We start from the raw sequence: 23,559 nt of genomic DNA, 5'->3' as shown, positions 1-23,559 counted from the left end.
AGCGCGGTGTCGCGTATGTGGCGCTTTTGCCGACCTTCAGCCTGTCCAACAATGTTCTTGCGTTTCGTGCACAGGTTTCATTGGTTGCTTGAGGAACTGTGAAATCGTCGCCGGGTAGCCAGGCGGGGTCAAGATACATATTGACTCAGCCTGTGCCCCGTTTCGTTTGCGGTTTCGATTGCGTGGGACGACGAAATATTAGCGCAGCTCGATATCGATCGATTAATGTGAAAACTCATTTTCGTTGAGCGTTTTCGGCACCCTGTCAGCTAATCTACCGTTCCCTCGCCGCAGATCGGCGAAGTGACCAAGTGGCGACGTATGTGCGGGGTTGCCTGATACATCCGCACGCCGCACGCCGCACGCCGCTCGATCCGCGGCGCGGACTGCTGCTCGAACGCTCAATCCAATGAGAGACCTCTATGAAACGAATCGTCGTGGTGTTCATGGCCAGTATGAGCGCGCTCGCGCTCGCGCAAAAACCGTCCGTCTATCCCGCGCATGGACAAAGCCAACAGCAGCAGACCTCGGACGATGGAGCCTGCTACTCATGGGCAAAGCAAAGCACCGGCATCGACCCGGCCGTGGTCGCGCAAACACCTGCGCCACAATCGGGGCCGACAGGCGCGCGCGTTCGCGGTGCGGCACGTGGAGCGGCGGCGGGCGCAATCGTTGGCGACGTGAGTAATAACGATGCAGGACATGGCGCCGCAGTTGGTGCGACCGCTGGTGCGGTGGCCGGTGGCGTGCGCAATCGTCAGCAACAAGCCGCGCAATTGCAAACGGCGCAGGCTAACCAGCAGTCGGCAATGAGCACATATTGGCGCGCTTACGACTCCTGCATGCAAGGCAAAGGCTATACGGTTCAGTAGTCGCACGTAAGGTCCTTTTCTTTTGATCGCGGTGAGTTGGGCACCGTATCAACGGAACGATGCTGAGGCTCCCTCGTGCGCCTCTACGGTTCGTCGCCGACGAACCAACGGAAGTAGGGATTGTCCGGTTGCGCCTGCAATGCCTCGCCAATATCGCGAGACCATGCATCACGTTCGCCACGGTATGCGTCGAGGCCCGCGGCATAGAAGCTTTGCAGCGCGGCGTGCTCGGCGTTCAAGGCCACGCGGAACTTGTCATCGGCGTGCAACAACGGCGGTTCGCCGCGAAGCGCGAGCAGGTGTGCGAGCGTGTCCGGAAAAGCGTCGCGCCGCACCCACGCCGCGTATTCAATGCGTGGCCGGTCATCGGTCACGGGTAGGGCATCCGCGGTGTAATACGCGAGGCCGGCGCGATCGGTGATCCAGGTCGCGAGCAGCGCCGCCGGCGTGGCCACGCCGACTTCGCGCAGCGACGCCGCCACCTGCGGTTGAGCAAAGCGCGACTCGATGCGCTGCACATCCAGTTCGATCGGCTGCATCGAGCCGATTAGCATCATCTCGTGCAACTCGGTGGTCCATAGCGCGGCATACGGAAACACCTGGATGAAGCTCTGGATCAAGGAGCGCGTGTCGTCTTCGTTCTGGGTCGGCAGCGGCAGCCACTGCGCGACGATACCGTCCGTGCGCAGACGCGAGGCCGCCAGTCGGTAGAAATCCGACGAGTAGAGATTGACCACGCCGGCCGCCGAGGGCGGCGGTGGTTCGAGCGTGATCAGGTCGTAACGTTCGCTGCTGCGTAGCAGCTCGCGCCGTCCGTCGCGCAGGCGAATGTCGACGCGCGGGTCAGTGCCGATACCGTAGTTGCCTTTGAACTGCGGCGCGGCGCGTACGACCGCAGGCAGCAACTCGGCGACCACGCGTTGGTCGAGGCTAGGCCACGTGAGCAGCGCACCACCGGTGATGCCCGTGCCGAGTCCGATGACAAGCGCGCTGCGCGGCGTATCGCGGTGAATCAGCAGTGGCAGGAGCGCTTGCAGACGCATGTAGCGCAACGAGGTCATCGCGTCGCCGGAATTGGAAACGCCTTGAATGTAGAGGCGCTGGAACTGCTTCTGGCCCGCGCCCTGTGCAACCACAGCCACGGTACCGCCCGCACTCTCCTCGTAGGAGATCAGCGTGCCGCCGCGTGCGGCAGCGAGCAGGTTGGCGAGACGATCCGCCGGCGTGAGCAGCACGGCACACAGGGTGGCCGCGACCAATACCGGCACGGACCAGCGGGCGCCACGCCGCACGCCCTGACCGCGCCAGACGGCCACGGCGGCCACTGCGCCAGCGAGCAACGCGAGCACCGCAAGCGCACGAACCAGCCCGAGTACCGGCACGAGCAGGAAGCCGGCGAGCAGCGTGCCCGCGATACCGCCCGCGGTGTTGAGCGCCAGCACGGCGCCGACATCGCGGCCAGTGTGCCGGGCATCCACGCTCACGCGCAACGCAAATGGGAACGCCGCTCCAAGCAACAGCGTGGGCACGAAAACGACGCACGTAGCCGCGACCGCAAAGCCCGCGCACATGGCGGCGAGGAGGCTGCCGGTGGCGGAGAAGGTTGCCTCGCGCGCGAGGCTTTGCCATTGGAGCAGCCACCCGCCCAACGCGGCCACTTCCAGCAGCGCGACGAGTCCGGCGGCCACGATCAGCAGCGCGAACATACCCCACGGATCGCGCGCGCGATCGACATGGCGCGAACTGAGCGCGCTGCCGAGCGTCAGCCCGAGTAGATACGTGGCGAGCACGATCGCGAAAGCGAAGCTGCGGGTGCTGATGAACTGGACGATCAGTTGGGACCACACGACCTCGTAACCCAGCGCGATGCCGCCGGCGAACGCATAGAGGACGATGGCGAGGCGTGCGCCGGGCGCGGCCCGGTCGACTGCTGTTTCGTCGGCAGAGGCCGTTTCGAGCGGTTGTCCATCGACAGATTCGCGTGCAGAAGCGAAACGGCCAATGAGCAGTGCAGCCAATGCGGCCAGCGCGTTCAACCCGGCAGCCGCGAACGCGCTGCCTTGCACGCCAAGTGACGGGATCAGCACAAAGGCGGCGGCGAGTGTGCCGGCAATCGCACCACCCGTATTGGCCGCATACAGGCGCGCGCCGGCGCGGCCGAGCCGTGTCGCGCGAGGGCCCAGCGCGCGCATCAGCACCGGCAGCGTGCCGCCCATCAGCACGGCGGGCAGGCCGACCAGCGCAAACGGCAACGCCCAGGCGAGCGGCCCGGCGCGATCCTGCAGCCATGCGAACGGCGCGGCCGCGTGCGCTAGCGCAATGGTGCCGGCTACCGCCAGCAGTAGCGCGCCGCCTTCCAGCGCGGCGTAAAGCAGCAACGGCCGCGAGATGCGATCGGCGAACCTGCCGAGGAGCCAGCCGCCCAGCGCGAGACCGGCGAAGAATGCGCTCACACCGGTCGTGACCGCCCGCACGTCGACGCCCACGACGAGCGCCAATTGCTTGATCCACAGCACCTGGTAAATCAGCGACGCCGCGCCCGATGCAAACAGCAGGAGCATCGGCCACGCAATCGGCAATGCAGGAGAAGCAGGCGAAGCAGAGCGACTGTCCGTGTCGGCCGGCCCATGTTCATGCGGATCGGCGCGGCGCTGTGCGCGTTCTTGTGCGCGACGCTCGCGGCGTGAGCTTTTGGCGCGGTGAGCCAACGTTTGGGTCATCGGATAATGTGCGCGGATGCAGTGCGTCGAGACGAGGTGAATGGACTTGAAAACCGAAGCGTAAACGCGCCGCACATGCCAATGGAAGCCGGCAAGTGCGGCGCCTGCTGAAACGTATTACTCGAGTCCGCGCTTCTTGAACGACTCGTCGATCTTCTTGTCGACCTGCCGGCGCACACCGTCCACGCTAAAGCTCGCGGGCCGCTGGCTCGGCGGGTAATCGACGAAGGTCTGCAGGAATGCCGATGCTTTGAGCGTCGCTATGCCGTTCAGGTAAACGTTCTTCGTCACCCAGTCGTTGTATTGATCCGAGGTGATGTCCGCCCGTTCATAAGGATCCATGCGGAGGTTGAACAGCTTGGGCAACCGCAGACAGACGAGCGGGTCCTGCCAGATGTCGAGGTTGCCCTTGGCACGCTGCTCGCAAAATACCGCCTTCCAGGCGTTGCCATCCTGATCCCAGCGCATCGCGACCAATTGTCCGTCGTCGTCGAAGTAGAAGAACTCCGTGCGCGGGTCCTGGGTCGTCTGTCCAGTCAGGAACGGCAACTGGTTGTACCCGTCAAGATGGTTTTTGAAGCTCGTGCCTCCCGCCTTAGGCGCCCATCCTTTCAGCAACCGGTCCTTCACGCCGCCGTCTCCCGCGGCGGCCAGCAGCGTCGGAAACCAGTCGAGCCCGGAGAACATGCCGTTAGAGGTCTCGCCGGCCTTGATATGGCCCGGCCATCGCACCATGGCCGGTACGCGGAACGCGCCTTCCCAGTTGGAGTCCTTTTCGCTGCGGAACGGCGTGGTCGCCGCGTCGGGCCACGAGAACTGATTCGGGCCATTGTCGGTCGTGTAGACGACGATGGTGTTCCTGGAAATGTTCAGGTCATCCAGCAGCTTGAGCAGTTTGCCGACGTCCTGATCGTGCTCCCACATGCCGTCGGCATATTCATTGCCGGGCATGCCGCTTTTGCCCCTGAACTCGGGGCGCACGTGGGTGAAGACGTGCATGCGCGTGAAGTTCATCCAGACGAAGAAAGGCGTGCCGTTCTTCACCTGCTTGCGGATGAATTCTTCCGCGTGCGCGCCGGTTTCGTCGTCGATGGTCTCCATGCGTTTCGTGGTGAGCGGGCCGGTGTCCTGCACCTTGCCGTCCGAGGTGCTATGAATCACCCCGCGCGGCGAGAAGTTCTTCACATACGGATCGTTCTTGTCCTTCGGCCAATAGGGGCGCTCCGGTTCTTCTTCCGCGTTCAGGTGATACAGGTTGCCGTAGAACTCGTCGAAGCCGTGATTGGTCGGCAGGTACTCGTTCTTGTCGCCAAGGTGGTTCTTGCCAAACTGGCCGGTTGCATAGCCGAGCGGCTTGAGCGCCTGGGCGATAGTCATGTCGCCCTTTTGCAAGCCGACTGGCGCGCCCGGTGCGCCGACTTTGGACAGTCCGGTGCGCAACGGCGACTGACCGGTGATGAACGAAGAGCGGCCGGCCGTACAACTGTTCTCGGCGTAGTAATCCGTGAAGATCATGCCTTCATTAGCAATGCGATCGATATTCGGTGTTCTGTAACCGACCACGCCGCGCGTGTAGGCGCTGATGTTCGCCTGCCCGATGTCATCGCCGAAAATCACGAGAATGTTCGGCTTGGCCGAAGACTTCGCGGCCGGTTGCGGCGCGCTCGTAGGGGCGGGTTTGGCCGCCGGTTGGGTTTGGGCCGGTGCGTTGATGGATGGAAAAATCACCGCACCGAACGCGGCAAGGGCTAATGCGCCAGCCCCCAACGCGTAACGCCCTCGTTTCAACAGGTTTGTCATCGTGTCGCTCCAATGGAGTTGACTCTTATCCACCCGTCACGCATTGCTCCGCGTGATGGGGTCGCCCCTCGTCGGCCGCCGGCAGCCCACGGCCTGAACTTGCCGCGCGCCGCTTCTCGCCGCCGCTCACTGCTGCGGTGCGGGAAAGACGGTTTGCCAATCGTCTTTCATGCTCACCACCGTCCAGCCGTCGGCGACGGCCTCGTCCCACGCCTTGTCCAGCTTGCCGACTTTCGACGCGCGGTCGTAAGCGAATTCCCGCACGGCGTCGTCGTGATGCAGGAGCAACGCGAGATGCCGGCGAGGGCTCGCGGCCGTGTACTGCAACATCTGCAGATCGCCGTCGGAGTTGCCGAACGCGAGAATGGGCTTGTGTCCAATGTTGCGATAAATGCCGACGGGCTTGCCGGGCCCGTCATCGACGAAATCGAGTTTCGGCTCGCGCACGAGCACGGGCTGGCCGTTGCGCACCTCGTACTGCACGACCTGGCTGGAGCCGATCACCTGCTCGGGCGGAATGCCGTAGGCCTTCTCGGCCCAGACCCGCATAAACTCGATCGTGCCGCCCGAAACGATGAAAGTCTTGAAGCCGTTGGCGCGCAGGTAGGCGAGCAATTCCCGTTGCGGCTGATAGACGAGGTCGGTATAGGGGCGGCCGAATTTTGGATGGCGTGCGCTTGCCAGCCACGCGCGAATGGACTTGTCGTAGTCGTCGACGGTCATGCCGCTATTGGCGAGCGCGACCAGTTGCAGCAACGCTTTCTGCTGGCTCGCGAGCGCCCCGTAGTCTTTCGCCATGAGCGCCTTGAAGGCCGGGTTGTTTTTCCACTCGGGATGCTGCGGTGCGGCCGCCTTTACCTGTTCCAGCATAAAGACGAACTGAAAATACAGCGGCTGTTCGCTCCACAGCGTGCCGTCGTTGTCGAATACGGCGATACGCTCCGCAGGCGGCACGAACGACGGCGAACCTTCACGGGTCACGTCGGCGACGAACGACTGGATTGCCTGTCTCGCGGGCGTGTCACGCCATGAGGGCAAGGCGGCGGCAGGATTGTTCGCTGTCGTTGGGGAGGGTGCGACGCCGTCGTGCGGCGCGGCGCAGCCCGCGAGACTGAATGCAACGCACGCTACGCGTATCAGGCGCAAGGCACGGCTCGACCACACAGGCTGATGGCGCAGGTGCATCCGGGCTCCGGTTCGATCAGACGGTCAATCGCAACGCGCGCCGACAGATCGCAGGCGCGAAACACGGGGTTTCACCAACAGTCCAGTACAACAGTTCAGTACGTTAACCGCCAGGGATGCCGGGCGCGCCGGCTCCTTTCGCCGACGCCTGGCGCGCACCGGCTTCCTTCCAGGTGTCTTCGTCCATCACCAGCCGGAAGCCCAGATGCGACATGCTGTTGTAGGGGTCGGTGCCGCGTCGCGCGCTGGGCCGGTAGCTCAGGCAATAGGTTTCGTTGCAGAGGAACGAGCCACCGCGTGTCACGCGCTTGGGCGCGCCGACGGGTACGCCCGGGTCGGCGGGGTCCCACGAATCGCGCGGACCTGCCGGGTTGTCGATCGCGCTGGTGCTCACTGCCTCGCGTCTGAACTGATCCGCGCGATACCAGTCGGCAACCCATTGCCACGCGTTGCCGGTCATGTCGGAAAGGCCGTAGCCGTTGGCCGGAAAACTGCCTACCGGGCTCGTGCCGAGCGCGCCGCCGGCTTTCGGATTGACGACCGGGAAAGACTGCGGCTGCTGGCCTTGCCATACGTTGGCCATCTGTTTGCCGTCGGGCGAGAACTGTTCGCCCCAGGCATACGTGGCCTGTTCTAGACCGCCGCGCGCGGCGAATTCCCATTCGGCTTCGGTCGGCAAGCGCTTGCCGGCCCATTTCGCATAAGCCTGCGCGTCTTCGTAGGAGACCTGAACCATCGGATGATCGTCTTTACCGATGATGTTGCTGTCCGGCCCGGTCGGATGACGCCAGTCGGCGCCCGGCACATAGCGCCACCATTACGAATAATCGTCTAGCGGCACAGGGCGGTTGGTGCCGACGAATACCATGGCACCCGCCACCATCGCACTCTCGGGCGGGCGGGGCGTGCCGGGCGGCAACTGGACTTTCAGCGTGTCCCAGTCGGGTTTCTTCTCTGCGGTGGTGACGTAGCCGGTGGCTTCGACGAAACGGCGGAATTCGGCGTTGGTGACGTGATGGCGGTCCATCCAGAAGCCATGCACCTTGACCTTGTGCGCGGGACGTTCGTTCGGTTGCGCCTGTTTGGCGTCGCTACCCATCAGGAACTGTCCGCCTGGCACCCACGCCATGCCGAGCGGGCCATGCGTGCCGTCGCCGAGGACGATTGCTGAATGAGCGGGAGTGTGCGGCGTGAAGGCCCAACTGACTGCGGCGCCGACACAAGCAGGGAGCATGACGAGCAGGGTGCCCCATAGCAAAAGTTTGCGCATGCCACCGGAACGCGAGAGAGTGGTTGCGGCCGCCCCGTGCTGGTGTGACGACAGGCGTGACGACGGGTGTGACAACCTCGCGGGCCCTCGATCTCTTGCACTCGTCATCTTTTCTCTCATGGAGTGAAACGGCCGGGTCGTCGTAAATAACGGTCGACTCTTTATTTCAAGCCTGGCATTTCAAGACTGGGACAAGCTTAGCGATACAGAGTAACGATGCTGCACTCGCGCAAACAAGCAGTTGCAGAGTAGCAATTTTTTGACGACATTTCATATCTTTTTTTAACCATGCACGTGAGACACTTTGACGAATGCGGACCATTGCATTAACGTGTCTGACAGCGGGCATGGGCATTCGGGTCGTCCAATCAGATTGACATAAATGACTGGAGAGAGAAAGCACGATGCGCGACACCGTTCTGCAGTTCGAAGCGAGTGTGAATCAGGCGGTCGTGGGCCAGCAGTCCGTGGTTCGGCAGGTGTTGATCGCGTTGCTCGCCGACGGCCACGTGCTTCTCGAAAGTCTGCCGGGACTCGCCAAAACGCGCACGGTCAAGGCCATCGCCACACGGCTCGCGGCAACCATGAGCCGGATCCAGTTCACGCCGGATTTATTGCCGTCGGACATTACCGGCGCGGAGACGCTGCTGCAATCGGGCAGCGAACGCACGCTCAGTTTTCAACCGGGTCCCATTTTCGGCAATCTGATTCTCGCGGACGAAATCAACCGCGCACCGGCCAAGGTTCAATCCGCATTGCTCGAAGCCATGGAAGAGCGGCAAATTTCAGTGGCGGGAAAAACGCACCGCATGTCCGCGCTTTTTCTCGTCATGGCCACGCAAAATCCGATTGAACAGGAAGGCACTTATCCATTGCCCGAAGCGCAAATGGACCGCTTTCTTCTCAAAGTGCTGATCGGCTATCCGTCGCCGGACAGTGAAGTCGCGATGCTGCGCCTGCTGCGGCAGGAGAGCAACGGGCCCGCCGAGGCGCCGTCCGTGCTGTCGCAGGACATCATCTTCGCGGTGCGCGAGCAAATCAGGCAGATTGTCGTTGCGCCCGCAATCGACGACTATATCGTCTCGATCGTCAATGCAACACGTCACGGCGCGCAGCTCGACGCGGACCTCGGCAAGTGGATCGAGGTCGGCGCGAGTCCGCGCGGCGCGATCGGCCTCGACCGCGCGAGCCGCGTTCAGGCTTGGCTGCAGGCACGCAGTTTCGTTACGCCGGACGACGTGCGCGCCGTCATTCATCCCGTGCTGCGGCATCGGCTGATACTGTCCTACGATGCCAACGCGGACAATATCAGCGCCGACCGGGTAATCGACCGCCTGATCGAAAAGGTCGCGGTGCCGGCCTGAATCCGGTGTCTTTTGAATGCGCAGGAGTGGCATGGACGTGCTGTCCTCTACCGACATCGGCAGCGTATATGTCGACGCCGCGCATCTCGCGAAGCTTGAATTTCAGGCGCGCGGGCTGAGTTTCGTCGCGCCCGCGCCGGTGTCGAGCGTGCTGTCGGGCGCGCACGCATCGCGTCTGCGCGGGCGAGGCCTCAACTTCGAAGAGATTCGCGGCTATCTGCCGGGCGACGACGTCCGCCATATCGACTGGAAGGCGTCGTTGCGGCTCGGCAAACCGCAGGTTCGCACCTATACCGAAGAGCGCGACCGGCCGCTGCTGGTCGTCGTCGATCAGCGCATGAGCATGTTTTTCGGCTCGCGCCGCGCGTTCAAATCGGTCGTGGCCGCCGAGGCCGCCGCGCTTGCCGTGTGGATGGGATTCGCCGCGGGCGATCGCGTCGGCGGTGTGCTGTTCAACGACAGCCAGCTCACGCGGATCAAACCCTTGCGCAGTCGCAGCCGCATCAAGACCCTGTTCGGCGCGCTCGCCGCGATGAACGGCGCGCTGCATGCCGGAAGCGAAGCCAGAACCGCATACGACCAGCTCGACGCCGCGCTCGAAGGCGTGCTTCAACTTGCCGGGCATGACTATCTGATTTGCGTGGTCAGCGATTTCGCCGGGGCGGGCGATCGCACGCGTCGACTGTTGCGGCAACTCGCGGCGCACAACGACGTCGTCGCGGCGATGATCTTCGATCCACTCTGGCAGCAGATGCCTGGCCACCGTACGCTGGTGGTCAGCGAAGGACGCTTGCAGGTCGAATTGCGCATCGAGCAGGCGCGGGTGCGCGAGCCGCTGTCGAGCCTGTTCAGCGGACGCACGGCTGAAGTGGCCGAATTGCTGCGTACGAGCGGCGTGCCGCTCATGGCATTGTCCACCGACGAGCCCGCCGTCGATCAGGTTCGCCGTCTGTTCGGCGAACGCGCGCGGCCTGCCAGGGGGAGCGGCATATGAGCGGCACCTCGAACGCTACGCTCGCTCCGGCCGGGTCGTCGGCGGAGCTGCAAGGCTTGCAGGAGTTGCCGCTGCCCCCGCCGGTATCGTACGTACCCCAAACGATTGGCTGGCTGTTCGTCGCAATCGTGCTGCTCGGTGCCGTCCTGCTGATGTCATGGGCTGCCCGGCGGCGCTATCGGCGCGAGCGTTACCGGCGTCATGCGTTAAAGGAACTGGCGGGCATCGAAGCGGGTCTCGCGTCTGGCTACGCGGACCCGATGCAGCGCGCGGCCATGCTCGCCGCGATTCCTCGGCTCCTCAAACGCACGTCGCTCGAAGTCGCACCGCGCGAGCAGGTCGCGTCGCTGACCTGCGACGCCTGGCTCGACTTTCTGCGCCGTACGCGCGGCCGCTTCGACGCGCGAACCGGCCCGCTGCTCAGTCTCGCAAGCTACGCGCCGCCGCAGCAGGTCGCCAGTGTTTCGCCGGACGACGCCGCCGCGCTGATCCGGCACGCGCGAGACTGGATCGAGCATCATCATGTGGAAGTTTGATTTTCCGTGGATGTTCGCGCTGCTGCCGCTGCCCGTGTTGGTGTGGTGGCTGGTGCCGGCATATCGCAGCACGGCGATGGCCGTGCGCGTGCCGTTCTTCCACGAAATGGCGCAGGCCGCGGGAGAAAAACCGGCGCCCGGCGGCGTGCGCCTGCGCCGTCACTGGCTGTTGCGTTTGCTGCTGCCGGTGCTGTGGATACTGCTCGTGACCGGCGCGGCGAAACCCGTGTTCGTCGAGCCGCCAATCGTGCGCGACGAACCGGCACGCGACCTGATGCTTGCGATCGATCTGTCAGGATCGATGGCCACGCGCGATTTCGTCGATCCGGCCGGCGAGCGTATGGACCGGCTGAGTGCCGTCAAGCGCGTGGTGGCCGATTTCGTGGCGAAGCGCAAGGGCGACCGCATCGGCCTCGTGGTGTTCGGCGACGCGGCTTATCCGCAGGCGCCGCTCACGCTCGATCACGACAGCGTGCGGATCCTGCTCGATCAGATGCAGATCGGCATGGCGGGGCCACGCACGGCAATCGGCGACGCGATCGGCCTGACGGTCAAGCTGATGGCGGATTCGCACGCGCAGGAGAAAGTGTTGATCCTGCTCACCGACGGCAACGACACCAGCAGCGCGATCCCACCCGAGCGGGCCGCCGAGATCGCAAAGCAGCACAAGCTCGTGGTGCATACGGTGGGCATCGGCGACCCGGCCACCACCGGCGAGGATCGCGTCGACCTCGATGCGTTGGCGCACATTGCGAGCATCACAGGTGGCCGCGCATTTCGTGCGCTAGGCCAGGAAAAAGATCTCGCCGATGTGTACGCCACGCTCGACAAACTGACGCCCGAAAAAATCAAACGGGAAATCTACCGGCCGCAGCGCGACTATTTCTGGGTGCCGGTCGCAGCGGGCTTATTCATTCTCGCGCTCTATCACGTGCTGGCGTTGCTGGTCGCGCTGCTGCGCTCGACTGGGCGAGCGCAGCGCGCGCAAGGTGTGCCGGTCAGCGAGGCGCAGCATGGAAATTGACCTCACGGCGTTTCATTTTCTGCGGCCGGCGTGGCTGCTGTTGCTGATTCCGGCGCTCCTGCTGCCGTTCGTCTGGCTGCGCCGCAACGACGTCCGTGCGCGTTGGCGCGGTGTGATTGCGCCGGCCTTGCTCGAACATCTGATTGTCGGTGATGCGAAACGGCGCGTGCTTCAGCCCGTCCATACGTTGGCGCTGCTGCTCGGCATCGGCGCGCTTGCCGCGGCGGGGCCGACGTGGCAACAGGAGCGCCCGCCGTTCAATCAGGACAAGGCGCCGCTCGTGGTCGTACTCGAACTGGCTCGTTCGATGGATGCCACCGACATTGCGCCGACCCGCCTCGAACGCGCGAAACAGAAGGTGCTCGATCTCGCGAGAGCGCGCAAAGGCGCGCGCACCGGACTCGTCGTGTTCGCGGCGACCGCCCACCTCGTGGTGCCGCCAACCGAAGGTCCGGCAATGCTCGAACTCTACGTGCCCGCGCTTTCGCCAGCGCTGATGCCGCGTGACGGCAAGAACGCGACGGCCGGCCTCGACGTTGCCGAGCAGCTTCTGGCGAACGACCCGGCGGCGGGCACGATCGTGTTCATGAGCGACGGCTTCGACGCAGACGGTACGGACGCCTTCGTGCAGAAAGCGAAATCGCTGCGGCACCAGTTGCTCTGGCTCGCGGTCGGCACGGAGCACGGCGGTCCGATTCGCGGTCCTGACGGCATGATCCAGATGGACGCCGAAGGCCATCCGCTGCTGGGCACCTTCGACGCCGACGCGATCCGCCACGTCGCGCGCGACGCCGGCATTCCGCTCGCCAGCATGCGCGCGGACAACGACGATGTGTCGTGGGTCCAGCATCGCGCGCAGGCCTATCTCGCGCAAGCGGAGCAAACGAAGATCGAGCCGCGCTGGAAGGAAAGCGGCTACTGGCTCGTGTTGCCATTGCTGCTGCTCGCGTTGTGGAGCTTCCGGCGCGGCTGGACCGTCAAGTGGCTGCCGGTCGTGCTGATCTCGCTTGCCTTCGGCGCGCTGCCGCGTCCGGCGCAAGCGGCGCCGTGGCAGTGGCTTGATCTGTTCGCGACGCACGACCAGCAAGGGCGCTGGCATCTCGAACACGGCAACTACAAGGCGGCTGCGGCGCGTTTCGACGATCCGATGTGGAAGGGACGCGCGCAGTATCTGGCGGGGGACTACGCGGGCGCGCTCGAAACCTTCTCGCGTCTCAAGTCGGCGCAGTCGTATTTCTATATCGGCAATACGCTCGCGCATCTCGACGACTACGCGGGCGCGATCAAGGCCTACGACAACGCGCTCAAACTGCAACCGTCGCTCGCGCAAGCCGCGGCCAATCGCGCTTACCTGCAAACGCTGCTCGCGCGAGACAAACAGAACGACGCCGATCCCGAGGAAGATCCGCCCGACCAGGTGCAGGTGGACAAGAAGAAGGGCAGGGGCACGACAGCGGTCATCGAGGCGGCGCCGCGTCCCAGCGAGGATGCCTGGATGCGCAATCTGAACACATCGCCCGCTGTCTTTCTGCAACAGCGTTTCGAGCAGGAATCCGCGGCAAAGACGGGTGGTGCGCCATGATGCGGTTTCCACGCAGCGCTGCGCTTCTCGTGACGTTGCTGCTTTCGTCGCTGGTCTCCCTGCTTGCAGCCCGGGCCGCGGCGGCCGATCCCGCGCCGCGCATCATGGCGCGCGCGCATCTGGAACCAGCCGGGCCGGTCGTGGCGGGCAGCGAGGTCAAGCTCGTCGTCGATCTGCTGACCACTACATGGTTTACCGAAGCGCCGAACTGGCCTTTGTTCACCGTCGCCGACGCGATCGTGAACCTGCCCGACGAGCAGGCCGACAACCTCTCGGAGGACATCGACGGCACGCGTTGGTTCGGCGTGAGCCGCGCGTACCGGATCGCGCCGCAGGCCGGCAAAACTTACGAGATCGCGCCGCTGACCATTACGGTGTATCCCGGCGGCATGCAGGGACCGGCCCAGGTGAGTACGCCGGCATTGAAGTTCGTCGCGACATTGCCGCCCGGGGCCGAAGGCATGAGCCCGTTTTTCGCCGCGCCCAAGCTCACCGTCGAACAGAAAATCGAACCGGCGCCGGCGCATCTCGCCGTTGGCGCGCCGCTGACGCGCACGATTACGCAACGGGCCGCCGGCACCGAGTCGATGCTGATTCCACCCGCGATACTCGGGGACGAGCCCGGACTCAAGCGCTATGCGAGACCTTCGGCGACGCGCAACATCGTCGAAGATCGCGCGGGACTCGTCGCCGGCGAGCGCACCGACAGCGCGAGCTACGTGGCCGATCGCAGCGGCACGTTCAGCCTGCCGCCGGTGACGATCGAATGGTGGAACACGACTACGCGGCGCAAGGAAACGATCGTGTTGCCGGCGGTGCGTTTTTCGGCCGCTCCCGTACGGGAAAAGCCGCTGTTCGAGATTCCTCTGGAAGCCATGCGCGAGGGTACGCCGCATAGAATCATCGTGATCCACGCACGCGAAGCGATTGCCGGTGGTCTTGTCGTGTTGGGTCTGATCCTTCTGATTTCCTTGCGCACGCGTGTCGCGTCGTTCGTTCGGCGAGGTCAGCGTGCGTTCAGCGAAGCGCGCCAACGCTGGCTGGCAAGCGACGCGCTCGCCTGGCGCAAGCTGGCAACGACCGCGCGTAAGGGCGAGTGGCGGCGGACCATTCCTGCGTTATATGCGTGGATGGACAGAGGGCGCGACTTCGGCCGCCCGGCCCGTTTCGATAATATCGACGCCGCCGGGGATCAGGATGCCGCGAGGCTGATCGCCGCCGTCCGGTCGAACTATGCGGGAGACGCTGCGCCGCGTTTTCCTGTGTGGAAAGAGATCGGCGCGGTGCTTCGCAGGAATGCGGACCGGGCGAGGATAAAACGTGAAGACAAAGCATTGCCGGGACCGTTGAACAGATTTGAAGAACCGGCGGATTGAAAATGTGCGGAGACAGACGCCACATAAGCAACCGCTTGGGAAGCGCGCTGCCGCTGTCCATGCGACCGTATGATTTTGCAACCTCTTTCGAGCAGGAGTCGCCCATGCATCCACGTGTTCAGTTTCTCTTCATCGTGGCGTTGACCAGTCTGCTGAATGCTTGCGCACAAACCGGCCCGGTCGAGTTTTCCGCGTCAGGCGCCGACGCGCCCATGCTCAACCAGGCGAGCGATATGGACTTCGGTCCAATGGACAGGTCGATCGCGCAATGCAAAGCGGTCTCGAAGAACGCTGGCCAGGATCAATGCACGAAAATTCGCGCCTACGAGTCATGCATGAAGAGCCGCGGCTACATTACCGTGCTTGGCCCGGAAAACCCGCAAGGCTGCGGCGATCCGGAGTGGGAGAAGGACGTGCGCAAGTGGCTGCGTTGAGCACGGATTCGCGGCATTGAGGGGCGAACGCTTCGCGAACGCTGAAACCCCCTGGACACATTCGGCCAGCGCCCGCTCAAAGACATCATCCGCAATTGATAGACGGAGAATGCCAGCAGTAGTCAAGCGCTTTCCGTCTTCGTGCTTTTCCCTCCGGCGCTTTGAAAGCCCAAAAACAACACTTTCCCCACGACAACGTTTGCGCCTATGCGAGCCGACCCTAACGGTATGTTTGCCTATTTACAAAACCGGAAGCCACCCAAATACTCCAGCATCGACTTGAAAGTCGAGTGTCAACGAGAAGTCATGCCAGGCCGTTAAATGGACATCGACCGATAGCAGGTTGAGTTCACTTCCACATCGCTGCGCCCCCATGAACAAAGCGTTTGCCTGCCGACCGCACAGGTCCGAGGTAAATATTACGAACGATTACGAGCTGCACGTCGTAGACAGGATAGGTTGCCGTAAGGCAAGTCAGCGCAATGAAAGCATTAAGCGTTCTCCACAGCGAGTCGTCGCGTGGATGGGGAGGCCAGGAGGTTCGCACGCTCAAGGAAATGATCGCGCTGCGCTCGCTCGGCCATAACGTCCAGCTCGTGTGCCCGGAAGACGCGCGCATCGGCATCCGTTCGCGCGCCGAAGGCTTCGAAGTGCATCATGCGCGTATGCGCAGCGGCGGCGACCTGCGCTCCATGCTGACCATCAGGACGCTGCTCGAGCGTCGCCGCTTCAACGTGCTGAACACCCATAGCGGACATGACAGCCTCGTCGCCGGCATGGCGGGGCGGCTGGCGCGGACGCCGTTTATCGTGCGCACGCGGCATCTGGCGTTGCCTATCACGTCGTTGGCCACGTATAACTGGCTGCCGCATCGCGTCGTCGCGGTCAGCCATCATGTGCGGAAGTATCTGATTTCGGCGGGCGTGCATGAAAACCGCGTGGAGACGATTTACGACGGCATCCTGAAGCCGGAAGCGCTGACACGCTCCACCCTGCGCGACGAACTCGGACTGGACGCCACGAGCGTGGTTGCCGGAATGGTGGCGATCATCCGCGAGAAGAAAGGTCATGAGGATCTCATCGCAGCCGTTCAGCCGATGCTGGCCGAGCGGCCCAACCTGCATGTCGTGATGGCCGGTGACGGCGTGTGGTTCGACAAGATCAAGGCCATTGTCGATGGCATGGGGTTGGCCCATCGCATCCATCTGCTCGGGTTCCGCACGGACATTGCCAACGTATTGCGCGGATGTGATCTATTCGTTTTACCGACGCATCAGGAAGCGCTCGGCCAATCCTTCATAGAAGCGATGGCGGCAGGTCTGCCGGTGATCGGCACGCGGGTCGACGGCGTGCCCGAGTTGATCGACGACGGCGTGAACGGCCTGCTCGTGCCGCCGCACGATATCGATGCGTTGAGAAGCGCGCTTGCGCGTCTGATCGACGATGCGCCGCTGCGCGAGCGCCTGGGGTTTGCGGCGCGTCTGAAGACCGACAGCCGTTTCACGGTCGACGCCATGGCGAACGAGACCATCGATTGCTATATGCGCGGCATCTATGCCCGGCGCCCTTACTATGGCGAATGGCGGGCGACAGCATGACGAAGTTCGCGCGCGCGGTGCCGGTGCTGATGTATCACCATATCAGTACGTCGCCAGGCATGATCACGGTGTCGCCCGAGCATTTTGCCGAGCAGATGGCGTATCTGGCCGCTGCGGGCTACACGACCATCGGCAGCGCGCAACTGTCGGCCTATCTGGCGGGCGAGCCCTTGCCGAAGAAATCCGTCGTGCTCACTTTCGACGACGGCTACCTCGACAACTGGGTGCATGCGCATCCGGTTCTGCAGGCGCACGGCTTGACCGCGCTGTGCTTTCTGGTGACGAGCTGGATCGGCGAAGGGCCGGTGCGCGAGCATGCCCGCTCGGGCGGCGACGTGCCTGCCTTGCTCAATCACCACGACGGCGAACGGGCGATTGAAAACGGCGAACCCGATCGCGCCATTCTGCGATGGTCCGAGATTCATGCCATGCGTGAAGCCGGCACGTTCGAATTTCACAGTCACACGCATAGCCACGTGAGATGGGATCAAGTGTGCTCTCACGCAGAGGAGAAATGCGCGGGACTGTCAGCCGATCTCGCGAGCGCACGCGCCGCGCTGGAGCAGAAGCTGGGCGGCGTGTCGGATCACCTGTGCTGGCCGCAGGGCTATCACGACGCGGACTATCGGCGCATCGCGGCTCAGGCGGGCTTCCGCCATTTCTACACGTGCGAGCCGGGTTCGAACTATTCGGGCCGCAATGACGGGACGGCGCGCTCGATTACTCGCCTCGAAGTACGGAACAAGCCGGCTTCATGGCTGGCTTCGCGGTTGTGGGTCCATACACGGCCCACGATCAGCCGTGCGTATCTGAAGATCAAACGTTGATCTGCTGAAGTTGTTTCGCTGAAGTTGAACCGCTGAATCAGCGCGGTCCCGCGTTACAGCTGCGATTCGATCGGCAGCAAGCCAAGGAACCAGATACCGACACGCTTCATGCCGGACACGCCGGGTTCGCCGCTCTCGGTCACCTTGCCATCCGGCGCGGTGTCGATCCACACGATCCTGCTCGTACCGTTGGGATCGGTGCGGGTTTCGAGCCGCCACGCGATCTGGTCCAGCTTCGGTTCGAGCCCATCGGCGACCTGTGCGGCGAGCGGGGGGCTTTCGCAATACACGCCGATCTCCGTATTGAGGGTGATGGAACGAGGATCGAGATTCATCGAGCCGATAAAGACGCTGCTCCGGTCGAATACGTAGGTCTTCGCATGCAGCGAAGCCTTCGAGGAACCGAGAATCGATTTCTTCTTCCCGCCGCTGTCTTCGCCGGCAGCCGGTTTCAATTCATAAAGGTGTACGCCCGCGTCGAGCAGATCCTTGCGGTAACGCTGATACCCCGCGTGAACGGCGGCAACGTCCGTTGCGGCGAGCGAGTTCGTCAGCACGGTGACACGCACGCCGCGCTGTGTCTGGGCGCGCATCCACGCCACGCCTTTTTTGCCGGGCACGAAGTACGGCGAGATGACCAGCACTTCCTTGGCGGGCTCGATACGCAACGCATTGAACTGCGACAGCAGATGTCCCTGCGGATCGTCCGGCGAGCGGGTGATCTTGGCGGGGTCGTCGTAGAGCAGGGTCGCTTTGCCCCACGAGAAGTCGGTGTCGCGCGCAGCCAGCGTTTCGCCGAGCCTGGCTCTCGCCTGCGTGACGTAGGGCGAATCATGCTCGGATGCGATGAACGCCGTGAGCTTCGCGCGATAGGCCGGCAGCGCGTCCGGCTCGGCGGCATGTCCGGTCAGGCTGACGATCGGATAGGCGGCATCCGAGTTCCAGAATTCGTCGAAGGCGTTGGAGACGCGATGGACCACGGGTCCGAAAGTCAGCACGTCGAGGTCGCCGAAATCGACCTCGCTGGATGCGCCGAAGTACTCATCGCCGATGTTGCGGCCACCCAGAATGGCGGCCTGATTGTCCGCGATCAGCGACTTGTTGTGCATGCGACGGTTGATCCGGCTGAACTCCAGCGCCGTGCCCAGTTTCTTGAAACTGCGGTTGGCGACCGGATTGAAGAGGCGTATTTCGATATTGGGATGCGAGCTGATGGCGAGCAGAACCTTGTCGTCGGCGCCCGTGCCCAGATCGTCCAGCAGAACGCGAACCCTGACGCCGCGATCGGCCGCTTTGAGCACCGCGTTCGCCAGGTGGCGGCCGGTCAGGTCGTCGTGCCAGATGTAGTACTGCAGGTCCAGCGTACGATCGGCCGCTTCCGCGAGCACGATACGGGCGAGCAGGGCATCGACGCCGTTGGACAACAGGTGAAAGGCGCTGCTGTCGGGGTGCTTGCGCTCCTGCGGTACGAAGGCGGCGGCAAGCCGGGTGTTGTCCGTGTCCGTCAGTGCGTGCGTCTCGGTGCGGCCGGCCTGCGGCGGCAAGCTCGCGCAGGCGCTCAGCAGCGTGAACAGTAAGACTGCCGCAATGCCACGAAACGTCGCCATATTGTGCCCTTCGATCGTCCCAGTCCGTAAGATAGCCGAGAGACATGGGGCGAGTCGAGTGAGCACTGAGGGTTTGGCGGATTTGCGCGCGCCGTGCCTAAGTCATGGCGATGTCATGGCGATGTCCCGCCGATCGCAAGCGCGCGGCGGTGTCCTCAGTTCAAGGCGACGGCCGCGGCGGCGCTGACCGGCGAACCTTCGATCGCCACCGATTGCGCGCCGTCCGGGCCGACGGGCACGTCGCCGACCAGCGTCGTGCGGTACAGCTGCCGGTCGAAGTCGAGATCGAAGATATCCGTGGGCGCGAGATGAGCCGTTGCCCGGTTGTCCCAGAACGCGACGCTGCCGGCCTCCCATTTGAAGCGCACGGTGAACTCCGGCCGCGTCACGTGTTCCCACAGCAGTTCGAGCAGCACCTGGCTTTCGCGCGGGCTCACGCCGACTATGGATTTCAGGAAGCTCGGGCTGACATACAGCGCCCGCTCGCCCGTTTCCGGATGAACCCTGACAAGCGGATGTTCGGTGACGAGCGCGCGTTGCTCGACGGCCTGGATGAACGCTTGCGTTCCGCTCGCGCCGGCCGGCGGCGTGAACCGGTGAACGCCACGCAGTCCGTCGACGAAAGAACGCAGCGGCGCCGATAGCTTCTGATAGGCGGCGACCAGGTTGGTCCACTGCGTGTCGCCGCCGTAAGGGGGAATCGTCACGCCGCGCAGGATCGACGCCCACGGCGGATTGACCGCGGCCGTGACATCCGTGTGCCAGCCCGTCCAGGGGCGTTGCAGGGTCTGCCCTTCGAAACGCGTGGCCTTGCGGTACTTCGAAATCGAATAGACCTCCGGATGCCCCTCCACGTGGCCGAACACCGGATGTCCCAAGGTCAGTTCGCCGAATTGCGCGGAGAACGCAACATGCTGCTCGTGCGTCAGGAACTGCTCGCGAAAGAACACGACGCGCCACTTCAGAAGCGCCGCGCGAATCTCCGCGATCTGGCGCGCATCCAGCTTCTGCGTGAGATCGACAGCGTGAATCTCCGCGCCGATATGCGCGGACAGCGGCGTGACCTGAATCGACTGTACTTCCTGCACTGCGGCTGCACTCATGAAAAACTCCTTGCGAAAGAGAACGGGCGCGACGGTGTGAGCGCCGGCGCTTTATCGGCCGGCTGCGGCCGCGACCTGCTGCGTGGCACTGGCGTATCGGTTAGCGGGGCGCGGCAGCCCGAGATTGCCGCGCAGCGTGCCTGCCTCGTATTCCGTGCGAAACAGCCCACGCCGTTGCAACTCGGGCACCACCAGTTCGGCGAATTCCGTCAGTCCGCCTGGCAACCAGGGGGACATGATGTTGAAACCGTCCGCGCCTTCTTCCTCGAACCACTGCTGCAACTGGTCCGCGATGCTTTGCGGCGTGCCGACCACCTGCTGATGGCCGCGCGCACCGGCAATGCGCAGATACAGATCGCGAATCGTCAGGTTTTCGCGCCGCGCGAGATCGAATAGCAGGCGTTGACGGCTCTTGCCGCCGTTGGTTTCCGGCAATTCGGGCAGCGGTCCGTCCACGGGGTATTGGGAGAGGTCGACGCCGCCAGACATGTTCGACAGCAGCGACAGGCCCACGGTCGGATGAATCAGGTCCTGGAGCGCGGCGAACTTCGCCTCGGCTTCCTCCTGGGTGCGGCCGACCACCGGGAAAATGCCCGGCATGATCTTTAGATGGTCCGGCGCGCGCCCGTATTTCGCCAGACGCCCTTTGACGTCGCGATAGAACGACTGCGCTTCGTCGAGTGTTTGATGCGCGACGAAGATCACCTCGGCGGTTTGCGCCGCGAGCTCACGCCCGGCCTCGGACGCGCCCGCCTGCACGACGACCGGCCAACCCTGCGGCGAACGCGCCACGTTCAGCGGCCCGCGCACCTTGAAGTGCTTGCCCGCGTGGCCGAGCACGTGCAGCTTGTCCTGATCGAAATAGACGCCGCTGTCCTTGTCGCGGATAAACGCGTCGTCTTCCCAGCTATCCCATAGGCCCGCCACCACGTCGTAGAACTCTCTCGCGCGCTCGTAGCGGACTGCGTGCTCCGGATGCCGATCGAAACTGAAATTGAGCGCCTCCGATTCCGTGCTCGACGTCACCAGGTTCCAGCCCGAGCGGCCGCCGCTCAGATGATCGAGCGACGCGAATTTGCGCGCGAGGTTATACGGCTCGTTGAACGTGGTGGACACCGTCGCGATCAGGCCGATATGTTTCGTCACGACCGAAAGCGCCGACAGCAAGGTAAGCGGTTCGAAGTGATCGGCGCGCGCGGTGCGCGATAGCGAGGGCAGATTGGTATCGCGCACGCTCACGCTGTCGGCGAAAAAAATCGCGTCGAATTTGGCGCGCTCGGCGATCTGCGCGAGCTCCGCGTAGTGCGCGAAGTCCAGTCCGCCACCCGCATGCGCATCGGGATGCCGCCATGCGGCGATGTGGTGGCCCGTCTCCATCAGGAAGGCGCCCAGTCTGATCTGCCGCTTCGGCTGTTTGTCGCCGCTCATCGTCTGCTCCGTGAAGGGTGGTTGTGCGAATGGGACAGCGGGCGTGTCACCACGCGAGCCGCCATTCGGTGATCGGGGGACTTGCTACCGGAATGCGCGTGCCGTCTTGCGGCGTATCGTCCGTATGGGGTTCGTGCCGCGCGCGGTCAGGCCCGGCGAAGTCGGCCAGCACTTCGTCGCGCAGGCGGATGAAGCGCGGGTCATGGCGCTCGCGCGGACGCGGCAAGGCCACGTCCACGATTCGCTTGATGCGGCCGGGGCGCGGTGCCATCGTGACGACGCGATCGCCGAGGTAAAGCGCTTCGTCGACATCGTGCGTGACGAGGATCATCGTGATGCGTTCGTGTTCCCAGATGCGCTGCAACTCGTTTTGCAACCGCCCGCGCGTCAGCGCGTCGAGTGCGCCGAATGGCTCGTCGAGCAGCAGCACGCGCGGGCGATTGACGAGACCGCGCGCAATCGCCACGCGCTGCGCCATGCCACCCGACAGTTGGTGCGGGTAGGCATGTTCAAAACCCTTGAGCCCGACTAGCGCGATATGTTCCGCCACGGCTTCGCGTTTTTCGGCGGCGGAAAGCGGCGCATTGCGCAGCGCGGCGAGAATGTTTTGCGAAGCCGTGAGCCACGGAAACAAGCGGTGATCCTGGAACACGATGCCTCGTTCGAGCGATGTGTCGCGCACCTTGTCGCCCGCGACCACGATGTCGCCGCTATAGTCGGTGTCCAGTCCGGCGATCAGCCGCAGCAGCGTGGATTTACCGCAGCCGCTCGAACCGAGCACGCTGACGAACTCACCGGCGCGCACCCGCAGGCTGATGTCGTCGAGCACGGCGAGCGGTGCGCCGCCTTGCTGCGCGTAGCGTTTGCTGACGTGGAGAATGTCGATGCTGTCGGAGAGCGTGGAAGATGTCATGAGCGGTCCGGGCGGTGAGAGTTCAGTTGCGGGTTCATCGAACGGCGGACTGGAGCCGGCGCGCGAAGATCGCGCGTTCCACGGCCCGCGCCAGCGCGTTCAATGCCCAACCGGTTATGCCGACCACGATCACGCCGAACAGCACCAGATCCATGCGGAACTGCTCGCTGCCGTCGATCAGCGTATTGCCGATGCCGCTGCCGGCCACCAGCAGATATTCGGCGCCGAGCGTGGCGAGCCATGAATAGATCAGCGCGAGATAGATGCCGGTGAAGATCGACGGCAGCGCGGCGGGCAGGATCACGGCGCGAATGAGTTGCCAGCGCGAGTAACGGAAGGCGCGCGCGACTTCGATATAAGCGCGCGGCACCGCGTGGATGCCGTCGCAGGTGTGCGCGGTGACGGGCAGAAGCGCGGCGAGCGAGAGGAACACGACTTTCGCCGCGTCGCCCAGTCCGAACCACACGGAGATCAGCGGAATCCACGCGAACAGTGAAATCTGCTTGAAGGTGTCGAAGCTCGGCCCGATCATGCGTGTGGCAAGCCGCGAGAAGCCGAGCACGCTGCCGAGCAGCAGGCCGCCCAGCGTGCCGATCACAAAGCCGCTCGCTTCGCGTGCGAGCGAGGCCGAGAGCGCCTTCAGCAGCGCGCCGCTGATGATCTGCTGCCATGCGGTGGCGAGCACCTGCGCGGGGCTGACCAGCAGGCCGCTTTTGATCACATGCGCCTCCGAAACGGCCCACCAGATCGCAATCGCGACGACGGGCAAGACGCTCCCGCGCCAATCGAAGCGCGCCAGCCACGGACGGCGCGGCCGGGCGGCGCGCTGGAAAGCGGCGGGCGCGGTGCAGTCGCAGGCTGCGTCGGCGGACTTGAGCGACGGGGTGGAACGTTTGAAGAGGGCGAGAGTCATTGGGGTGTCCTCA

The 23,559-nt window shown here is 64.0% G+C and carries 18 protein-coding genes and 1 pseudogene; 10 read left to right on the top strand and 9 right to left on the bottom strand.

Features of this window, described 5'->3' with window-relative positions; all coding sequences use genetic code 11:
* The first annotated feature begins 422 nt into the window (after positions 1-422).
* Positions 423-872 (top strand): YMGG-like glycine zipper-containing protein, encoded by a 450-nt coding sequence (locus P0D71_RS18640; RefSeq protein ID WP_408481493.1) that lies wholly within the window; start codon positions 423-425, stop codon positions 870-872.
* Positions 873-955: 83 nt separating this feature from the next.
* Here P0D71_RS18640 and P0D71_RS18635 read toward each other — a convergent pair whose 3' ends face one another.
* From P0D71_RS18635 to P0D71_RS18620, 4 genes and pseudogenes are all read right to left on the bottom strand, one after another.
* Complete coding sequence (locus tag P0D71_RS18635; RefSeq protein WP_408481492.1) at positions 956-3,433, bottom strand: fused MFS/spermidine synthase; 2,478 nt, start codon at positions 3,431-3,433, stop codon at positions 956-958.
* Positions 3,434-3,709: 276 nt separating this feature from the next.
* On the bottom strand, positions 3,710-5,392 hold the full coding sequence (locus tag P0D71_RS18630; protein WP_408185598.1) for an arylsulfatase: 1,683 nt from the start codon (positions 5,390-5,392) through the stop codon (positions 3,710-3,712).
* Between the two features lie 126 nt (positions 5,393-5,518).
* Positions 5,519-6,577, bottom strand: a complete 1,059-nt coding sequence (locus P0D71_RS18625; RefSeq protein WP_408481490.1) for an HAD family hydrolase — start codon at positions 6,575-6,577, stop codon at positions 5,519-5,521.
* Positions 6,578-6,680: 103 nt separating this feature from the next.
* Positions 6,681-7,811, bottom strand: a pseudogene (locus P0D71_RS18620) (formylglycine-generating enzyme family protein).
* A 440-nt stretch (positions 7,812-8,251) separates the two neighbouring features.
* On the opposite strand from P0D71_RS18620, the gene P0D71_RS18615 reads away from it, so the two are divergent.
* From P0D71_RS18615 to P0D71_RS18575, 9 genes are all read left to right on the top strand, one after another.
* Entirely contained in the window at positions 8,252-9,211 is a 960-nt protein-coding gene (locus P0D71_RS18615) for an AAA family ATPase (RefSeq protein WP_408481488.1), read from the top strand.
* A gap of 31 nt (positions 9,212-9,242) precedes the next feature.
* Positions 9,243-10,205 (top strand): DUF58 domain-containing protein, encoded by a 963-nt coding sequence (locus P0D71_RS18610; protein ID WP_408481487.1) that lies wholly within the window; start codon positions 9,243-9,245, stop codon positions 10,203-10,205.
* Positions 10,202-10,741: a DUF4381 domain-containing protein gene (locus P0D71_RS18605; RefSeq protein WP_408481486.1), complete on the top strand. Its 540-nt coding sequence runs from the start codon at positions 10,202-10,204 to the stop codon at positions 10,739-10,741. The genes P0D71_RS18610 and P0D71_RS18605 overlap by 4 nt, the downstream gene beginning before the upstream one ends.
* Positions 10,728-11,765 (top strand): vWA domain-containing protein, encoded by a 1,038-nt coding sequence (locus P0D71_RS18600; protein ID WP_408481484.1) that lies wholly within the window; start codon positions 10,728-10,730, stop codon positions 11,763-11,765. The genes P0D71_RS18605 and P0D71_RS18600 overlap by 14 nt, the downstream gene beginning before the upstream one ends.
* Positions 11,755-13,347, top strand: a complete 1,593-nt coding sequence (locus tag P0D71_RS18595; RefSeq protein ID WP_408481482.1) for a vWA domain-containing protein — start codon at positions 11,755-11,757, stop codon at positions 13,345-13,347. The genes P0D71_RS18600 and P0D71_RS18595 overlap by 11 nt, the downstream gene beginning before the upstream one ends.
* Positions 13,344-14,723, top strand: a complete 1,380-nt coding sequence (locus tag P0D71_RS18590) for a hypothetical protein (RefSeq protein ID WP_408481480.1) — start codon at positions 13,344-13,346, stop codon at positions 14,721-14,723. The genes P0D71_RS18595 and P0D71_RS18590 overlap by 4 nt, the downstream gene beginning before the upstream one ends.
* A 104-nt stretch (positions 14,724-14,827) precedes the next feature.
* Positions 14,828-15,157 carry a hypothetical protein gene (locus tag P0D71_RS18585; RefSeq protein WP_091793986.1) on the top strand — a complete coding sequence of 110 codons (330 nt, stop codon included), beginning with the start codon at positions 14,828-14,830 and terminating at the stop codon, positions 15,155-15,157.
* A 482-nt stretch (positions 15,158-15,639) separates the two neighbouring features.
* Positions 15,640-16,755: a glycosyltransferase family 4 protein gene (locus P0D71_RS18580; RefSeq protein WP_408481477.1), complete on the top strand. Its 1,116-nt coding sequence runs from the start codon at positions 15,640-15,642 to the stop codon at positions 16,753-16,755.
* Positions 16,752-17,582 (top strand): polysaccharide deacetylase family protein, encoded by an 831-nt coding sequence (locus P0D71_RS18575; RefSeq protein ID WP_408481475.1) that lies wholly within the window; start codon positions 16,752-16,754, stop codon positions 17,580-17,582. The genes P0D71_RS18580 and P0D71_RS18575 overlap by 4 nt, the downstream gene beginning before the upstream one ends.
* A 53-nt stretch (positions 17,583-17,635) precedes the next feature.
* On the opposite strand, the gene P0D71_RS18570 is transcribed toward P0D71_RS18575, so the two are convergent.
* From P0D71_RS18570 to P0D71_RS18550, 5 genes are all read right to left on the bottom strand, one after another.
* On the bottom strand, positions 17,636-19,189 hold the full coding sequence (locus tag P0D71_RS18570; protein WP_408185587.1) for a phospholipase D family protein: 1,554 nt from the start codon (positions 19,187-19,189) through the stop codon (positions 17,636-17,638).
* A 155-nt stretch (positions 19,190-19,344) separates the two neighbouring features.
* Positions 19,345-20,292, bottom strand: a complete 948-nt coding sequence (locus P0D71_RS18565) for a TauD/TfdA dioxygenase family protein (RefSeq protein WP_408481474.1) — start codon at positions 20,290-20,292, stop codon at positions 19,345-19,347.
* Between the two features lie 51 nt (positions 20,293-20,343).
* Positions 20,344-21,720 carry an LLM class flavin-dependent oxidoreductase gene (locus P0D71_RS18560; protein WP_408481472.1) on the bottom strand — a complete coding sequence of 459 codons (1,377 nt, stop codon included), beginning with the start codon at positions 21,718-21,720 and terminating at the stop codon, positions 20,344-20,346.
* A 46-nt stretch (positions 21,721-21,766) separates the two neighbouring features.
* A complete protein-coding gene (locus P0D71_RS18555; protein WP_091793997.1) occupies positions 21,767-22,633 on the bottom strand; it encodes an ABC transporter ATP-binding protein in 867 nt (288 codons plus the stop codon).
* A 34-nt stretch (positions 22,634-22,667) separates the two neighbouring features.
* Positions 22,668-23,546: an ABC transporter permease gene (locus P0D71_RS18550; protein ID WP_408481469.1), complete on the bottom strand. Its 879-nt coding sequence runs from the start codon at positions 23,544-23,546 to the stop codon at positions 22,668-22,670.
* Between the last annotated feature and the right edge of the window lie 13 nt (positions 23,547-23,559).

The organism is Paraburkholderia sp. RL17-383-BIF-A (assembly GCF_046028015.1).
Lineage (GTDB): Bacteria > Pseudomonadota > Gammaproteobacteria > Burkholderiales > Burkholderiaceae > Paraburkholderia.
The sequence above is the reverse complement of the archived record's forward strand: the minus strand, read 5'-3'. Positions and strand labels throughout refer to the sequence as shown.